Origin of the sequence: Microbacterium sp. K35, from assembly GCF_004794375.1 — a bacterium.
Classification (GTDB): Bacteria; Actinomycetota; Actinomycetes; order Actinomycetales; family Microbacteriaceae; genus Microbacterium; species Microbacterium sufflavum.
Genome location: NZ_SSDM01000425.1, coordinates 1 through 6,513, shown reverse-complemented (window position 1 = coordinate 6,513; position 6,513 = coordinate 1). Strand labels below are relative to the sequence as shown.

At 71.3% G+C, this 6,513-nt stretch carries 6 protein-coding genes and 1 tRNA gene; 3 read left to right on the top strand and 4 right to left on the bottom strand.

The features are described 5' to 3' along the window. Window positions 1-407: helix-turn-helix transcriptional regulator (locus tag DW299_RS18710; RefSeq protein WP_240745458.1), on the bottom strand; the 407-nt coding region annotated here is incomplete at its 3' end. 158 nt (window positions 408-565) lie between these two features. Between DW299_RS18710 and DW299_RS18705 the strand changes: the two genes are divergently transcribed. Further along, window positions 566-964 carry a VOC family protein gene (locus tag DW299_RS18705; protein ID WP_136034403.1) on the top strand — a complete coding sequence of 133 codons (399 nt, stop codon included), beginning with the start codon at window positions 566-568 and terminating at the stop codon, window positions 962-964. A gap of 81 nt (window positions 965-1,045) precedes the next feature. Here the strand turns inward: DW299_RS18705 and nusG are convergent, their stop codons facing one another. From nusG to DW299_RS18690, 3 genes are all read right to left on the bottom strand, one after another. Next, entirely contained in the window at window positions 1,046-2,080 is a 1,035-nt protein-coding gene (gene nusG, locus DW299_RS18700; protein WP_136037470.1) for a transcription termination/antitermination protein NusG, read from the bottom strand. Window positions 2,081-2,122: 42 nt separating this feature from the next. Then, window positions 2,123-2,395 (bottom strand): preprotein translocase subunit SecE, encoded by a 273-nt coding sequence (secE, locus tag DW299_RS18695; RefSeq protein WP_136034407.1) that lies wholly within the window; start codon window positions 2,393-2,395, stop codon window positions 2,123-2,125. Window positions 2,396-2,435: 40 nt separating this feature from the next. After that, window positions 2,436-2,508 (bottom strand) — tRNA-Trp (locus DW299_RS18690). Between the two features lie 193 nt (window positions 2,509-2,701). On the opposite strand from DW299_RS18690, the gene DW299_RS18685 reads away from it, so the two are divergent. After that, the gene (locus DW299_RS18685; protein ID WP_136037469.1) at window positions 2,702-4,525 is read left to right on the top strand and encodes an HSP90 family protein; all 1,824 of its coding nucleotides are present in this window, start codon (window positions 2,702-2,704) and stop codon (window positions 4,523-4,525) included. A 20-nt stretch (window positions 4,526-4,545) separates the two neighbouring features. Beyond that, the coding region (locus DW299_RS18680) for a hypothetical protein (protein ID WP_136037468.1) at window positions 4,546-6,513 on the top strand (1,968 nt) is incomplete at its 3' end.

Below are 6,513 nucleotides of genomic sequence, written 5' to 3'. Positions count from 1 at the left end.
CCGGCGTCGCCGTAGCCGAAGCGCACCCGGCGGCGCGCAGCGATCGCCCGCTGCAGCTCCGACACCGCCGGCCGCTCGGGCGCATCATCGGGTTCACCCCAGGGCGCATCCCGCACGGTCGACTCCGCCACCCGCTGCGCGCCCTCGCGGAACGGTTCCGGCACGGCACGCATGAGCTTGCGCACCGCGGCCGTGTGCTCCGGCGCGGCAGTGCGGCTCTGGCTGAGCGCGACCAGCAACGACGTCACCTCGCTCTCGGTCAGTCCCGTGAGATCGGTCCGGGCCCCTCCGATCAGGCGCCACCCGCCGCCGCGCCCCCGAGACGGATAGAGGGGCACACCCGCCATGGCGAGCGCCTCCAGGTCGCGGCGTGCGGTCGGCACCGAGACCTCCAGCTCGGCGGCCAGTTCCGCGGCGGTGATCCGGGGGCGGCCCTGCAGGAGCAGCAGAGCCTGGATCAGGCGATCGGCACGGATCGGGAACCTCTTTTCCGAAGTGATCAGAAGGTGATCACTTCACGGTCGAGCATAGAAGAAAAGCCGTTCCCACCGAAGGAGAAGATCCCATGTTCCGTGGTCTCGCCAACCTCAACCTCGTCGCCGAGGACATGCCCGCCGCGATCGACTGGTACGCGCGTGTGTTCGACGCCGCGCCGTACTTCACCCGCCCCGAACAGGGGACCCCGCAGTACGCCGAATGGCGCTTCGGCGACGACGACGACGAGTTCGCCCTCATGGACGCCCGCTTCCGCCCCGCCCTGCCGCAGCCGGGAGGCGCGCTCGTGAGCCTGCACGTCGACGACATCCACGCCGAGATGGACCGCCTCGCAGCCCTCGGCGCCACCCCGTTCGACCCCGTCACCCAGCGCGGCGAGGGGTGGTGGTCGGCGTCGGTCAGCGACCCGTTCGGCAATCTCCTCGGCCTGATCCAGAGCCCGCACTGGGCCGCACAGCACGCGGGCTGACCGACGGGTGCGGGGAGCCCCGCGGCCGCACGCAGAACGCCCCGCCGGATGAGCCGGCGGGGCGTTCTGATGACAGCAGTGTCAGATCATCTTGGTGACCTGGTCGAACGACAGCTCGACCGGCGTCTCGCGCTCGAAGAGCGAGACGAGGACCGTGAGCTTGCCGCTCTCCGGCTTGATCTCGCTGATCGAACCGGGAAGACCCGCGAACGAGCCCTCCTTGATCGTGATGGTCTCGCCCACCTCGAAGTCGACCTCGGCCGGCAGCGGACGGGCCACGGCGACGCCGCCCTTCGCCGCGATGTTCTTGGCGGTCGGGACGTCCTTCACCTCGACGAGCGACTTCAGCATGTTGAAGGCCTCTTCGAAGCGCAGCGGCGTCGGGTTGTGGGCGTTGCCCACGAAGCCGGTGACGCCGGGGGTGTGGCGCACGACCGACCAGGTGTCCTCCGTGAGCTCCATGCGCACCAGCACGTAGCCGGGGATGCGCACGCGGGTGACCATCTTGCGCTGGCCGTTCTTGATCTCGACCACGTCTTCCATCGGGACCTCGACCTGGTAGATCTCGTCCTCGACCTCGAGCGTCGACTTGCGCTGCTCGATGTTGGCCTTCACCTTGCGCTCGAAGCCCGCGTACGAGTGGATGACGTACCACTTGCCGGGGAGCATGCGCAGGTCCATGCGGAAGGCCTCGTAGGGGTCCTCCTCGGACTCGGCGTCGTCCTCCTCGGACTCGGCTGCGGGACGGTCGTCCTCGCCGTTCACGTCGGGACCGTCGTACGGGGTGACCTCGTCGGCCGCCTCGGCCTCCTGCTCGGCGGCCTCCTCGGCCACGGAATCGTTGAGGACCTCGGCGGCGGCCTCGGACTCCGCCGCTTCGTCCAGGTTGAGAGCGTCGTTCACGATCGCGTCCGCCTCCGGGTCGTCGATGTCGATGTCGATGTCGTCCGTGTCGTCCTCGCCGTCCTCGTCTTCGACGTGGACCGCGACGTGCTCGGCAGAGGTGACCGAGAACTCCTCAGCGGCGAGCACGTTGCCCTCCTGGGCCTCGTCCTCCTCGCTGGACTGCTCTGCGGCGGTCGCCCAGTCGGCGTCGTCGGAATATCGTTCAGACACGTTGCTTCTTCTCCATAGCTGCGGCTGCCGCCGCGGGGGTCATCAGCCAGGGATACCGAACACGTAGTGGGTCAGGAGCCCGAAGACGTAGTCGAGACCGTAGACGATGCCCATCACGATCACGACGAAGACGAGCACCACACCCGTGAACTTGAACAGCTCCTTGCGGGTCGGGGTGACGACCTTGCGCAGTTCGGCGATGACCTGGCGGATGAACAGGGCGATGCCCCCGAAGAACCGGGAGAAGGGGTTGCCCTTCTTCTGGCGCGTGGCGCCGGCCGCGACGACCTCGCCGCGCGGTTCGTCCTGATCCATCCTGAATGTACCTTTCGTGTGCCAGCGTTGCACTGACGCGCAGGGCGGACAGGAATCGAACCTGCAACCTGCGGTTTTGGAGACCGCTGCTCTGCCAATTGAGCTACCGCCCTAGAGACCCGGAGGCCTCGGGGTGCCCTCCCATCCCCGCGCTGCGCCGAGATCCGAAGACCCGAGGCACGGCGAAAGAATGCAGAGAACAACTGCTCCACAAGCATACGGCATCCGCCCGACGGTGCCGAACCGGGCTCGATATACGGGTTGTTGCTAGGCTCGGCGAGCGGATGCCGGCGAGAAGGGGCGCGTGTGGGTGGGGATGTGCAGCAGTTCCAGGTGGATCTGCGCGGAGTCGTCGATCTGCTGAGCAGGCACATCTACTCGAGCCCCCGCGTCTACCTGCGCGAGCTGCTGCAGAACGCCCGCGACGCGATCACCGCCCGTCACGAGGTCGACGGCGGCGGCGGGCGCATCCGCATCACGCCGCTCACCGCGCAGACCGGCGAGTTCGTGCTCCGCGACGACGGCGTCGGCCTGACCGCCGCCGAGGTCGCCGACTTGCTCGCCACGGTCGGCCGCAGCTCGAAGCGCGACATCTTCGACCTCCCCCGCAGCGACTACCTCGGGCAGTTCGGCATCGGACTCCTCAGCTGCTTCATGGTCGCCGACACCATCGTCATCCGCTCGCGCAGCGCCCGAGGCGGCGCGGCCGTGGAGTGGACGGGCAGCGCCGACGGCACGTTCCAGGTGATCGAGCTCGACGACGACCTCCCGGTCGGCACCAGCGTGCACCTCGTACCGCGGTTCGACGCCGACGAGCTGCTCCGGCCCGCCGCCGTGCACGAGCTCGCCACCACGTTCGGCGAGTTCCTCCCCGTGCGGGTCACGATCGACACCGGCGCCGGAGACGTCGACATCACGCGCGAGCCGCCGTTCCTCTCCCCCGCCGACGACCCCGAGGCGGCCGTCGCCTACGGGCGGGACCTGCTCGGCGCGAACCCCCTCGACGTGATCGAGCTCGGCGAACCGGGGACCGGCACGCGCGGTCTCGCCTACGTGCTCCCCTACGCACCCCCGCCCGGCGCGCGCCAGGCCACCCGCATGTACCTCGGCCGCATGCTGCTGTCCGAGCGCGTGGACGACGTGCTGCCCGACTGGGCGTTCTTCGTGCGGGCGGTCGTCGACTCCACCGGCCTCGCCCCCACCGCGAGCCGGGAGTCCCTCGTGGAGGACACGGCCCTGGAGCACGTGCGCGAGCAGCTCGGCGCGGGGATCCGCCGCTGGGTGCTCGAGCTCGGACTGCGCGAGCCGCACCGCCTCGCACAGTTCGTGGCGGTGCACGAGGTCGGTCTCAAGTCGCTCGTGCGCCACGACGAGGAGCTGGCGCGGTTCATCACCCGGTGGCTCACCGTCGAGACCACGCACGGCACGCTGCGCATCGGTGACCTGGTCGAGCGCTACCCGCACATCCGCTACGCGCAGACCGTGGACGAGTTCCGCCAGGTCGCCGGGATCTCGCCCGCCGACGAGGTGCTGGTCAACGGCGGCTACCTGTACGACGCGGACCTCGTGCGCCTGCTGCCCGAGCTGTACCCCGCCGTCACCGTGGAGAAGGTGGACGTCGCCGGCGAGCTCGACCGTCTCGATCCCCCGCCCCTGGACGACCGCGACGCCGCCGTGGCGCTCGAGACCCGCGCGGGGGCCGTGCTCGCCGCCTCCGACTGCGCCGTCGTCGTGCGCTCGATCGACCAGCCCGCACTCACCGGGCTGTACGTCGCCGACCCCGAGGTGCTGCGCGCGATCGACCGCGGCCGCACCAGAGGGGTCGCCGGGGCACTGTGGGGCGGCGTGCTCGACCGCATCGACCAGACGCTGTCCGCCGCCCGCGACGACGACCTCACCGCACGGCTGTGCCTGAACTGGTCCAACCGCGTGGTGCGCGCCCTGGTGCGCGTCGAGGACGACGCCGTGTTCGCCCGCACCGTGCAGCTGCTCTACATCCAGGCGCTCCTCGCCGGCCACCATCCGCTCCGTGACGCCGACCGGGCGCTCATGACCAGCGCGCTGGCCGACCTCGTCTCGCTCTCCGCCGGCATCGAGGGGGACTCCCTCCCCTTCGGCGACGCCCGCTGACACTCCACCGAAAGGCTCCCATGGCACGTCCGAAGAAGCGCTTCCAGCAGCTCATCGAGGAGATCGACCGCACCCCGTGGGGTCCGGAGGAGCAGGCCCTCGTCGCGGAGGCCGTGGCCCTCGCCGTCGAGCTCGGCGACGAGCGCCTGGAGTACGAGGCCCGCATGCGGCAGACCGCCTCGGCCAACATGGTCGGCGCCACCGACGTGATGCTCAACTCCTTCGCGTGGTGCCTCGCCCACCACGACGCCGACCCGCAGCGCTTCCCCGCCGACCTCGACAACGGCGGTGCCGACCTCATGTGGCAGTTCAAGTGGATGGCCTCGTCGCTGCGGTCGTCCCCCGCGTTCTCGCAGGAGCAGATCGCCGCCGTGCTCGACGACATGGAGGCCCACTACCGCGCCGCGGGCCTCGGCCTCAGCGGCGTGCTCACCGCCCGGTTCGAGGACGCGTGGGACGCCGGCCGGATGGACGACGCCGAGGCGCTGCGCGTGCAGCTGGAGGCCACACCCCGCGACGACCACAGCCACTGCGACGCCTGCGGCCGCAGCCAGTTCGCGGGCTTCTTCGCGGACACCGACCGCGACGCCGACGCCATCCGCCTGGTCGAGGAGATGATCGAGGGCGGCTTCTCGTGCGGCGAGGAGCCCGAGCACGCGCTCTCCCGCGTCCTCCTCCCCTACCTCCGCGCCGGACGCCTGGAGGACGCGAAGACCGCCCACCTGCGCAGCTACCGCCTCGCGAAGGACAACCCCGACAACCTCCGCATCGTCGCCAACAACATCGTGTTCGCGGCCGTCACCGGCAACGAGGCGCGTGCCCTCGCCCTGATCGAGCGGCACATCGGATGGCTCGCGCACGACGGCCTGAACGTCGACGCGCACTTCGCGGCCCTCACCGCCTTCGCCGTCGCACTGGACAGGGTCGTGGCGACCGGGCACGGCGACACCCCCGTCCGCGGTGCGGACGCCCCCGCCCTCGTCGGGCTCTTCGGAGAGCACGACGGCGCGTGGACCGCGGCCGAGCTCGCCACCGCCGCCTGGACGGCCGCCGAGCGCATCGGCGCGCAGTTCGACGAGCGCGACGGAACGGACGGGCACGCGCGGAGCCTCGCCCGCTCGCGACGCCTGGCCGACGAGAGCTGGGACGTGCCGATCCGCTCCGACGCCTTCGTCGCCACCGCACCGGCCACGACCCCGACGGACGCGGACGGCTGGTTCGACCGCGCGATGCAGCTCGCCCAGTTCGGCGCCGAGCACGAGACGCTCGACGCCCTCCCCCGTGCGCTCGAGGTGACCGACCCCGGCAAACGCGCACAGCTGCTGTCGATGCGCCTGGGGATCCTCGTGGCGCTCGACCGCATCGAGGAGGCGGAGCAGGTGCTGCCCGAGCGCATCGCCGCGCTGCGCGACGCCGGCCGCGACGTGCAGGCCGAGCTGGAGCTGCGCCTCGGCCTCGCCACGTTCGGGCTCGACACCGACGACACCAGGGCCGCCCTGGAGGAGGAACTGGCCGCCGCCGAGCGCCTTCCGGCGTGGTCGCGCGGAGACCTCGCCATCAGCCGCGCCTCGCTGCACCTGCACGCCGACGAGCCCGACGCCGCGCTCGACCTCGCCGAGCACGCCGCCCGCGCGTTCGCCGAGGCCGAGGACACCCGGCTGTCGAACACCACCACGCTCGTCGCCATCGGGGCCGTGCTCTCCAAGGGCGACCTGGAGGCCGCGACCGCTCTGCTCGACCGATTCCTCGCGCAGGACGACCTCTCCGCCGGGCATCGCGCCCAGGCGCTGCAGACCAGGGCCCGGGTGCGCGGAGGGACGGGCGAGCACCTCGACGGCGCCGCGGACGCCGACGAGGTCTGCCGCCTCCTCGCCGAGCTGGGCGCCACACGGGCCCTCGCCGACGCGCACGTGCTCGCCGGGGCACTGTGGGAGGACGCCGACCACCCCGACCGCGCCGTTTCGCGCTACCGCCTCGCCTCGCGCCTG

Bases quoted from the DNA above. Each gene is read 5' to 3' on its own strand.
- DW299_RS18705 (WP_136034403.1), top strand. From the start codon at position 566: ATGTTCCGTGGTCTCGCCAACCTCAACCTCGTCGCCGAGGACATGCCC.
- secE (WP_136034407.1), bottom strand. From the start codon at position 2,395: ATGGATCAGGACGAACCGCGCGGCGAGGTCGTCGCGGCCGGCGCCACG.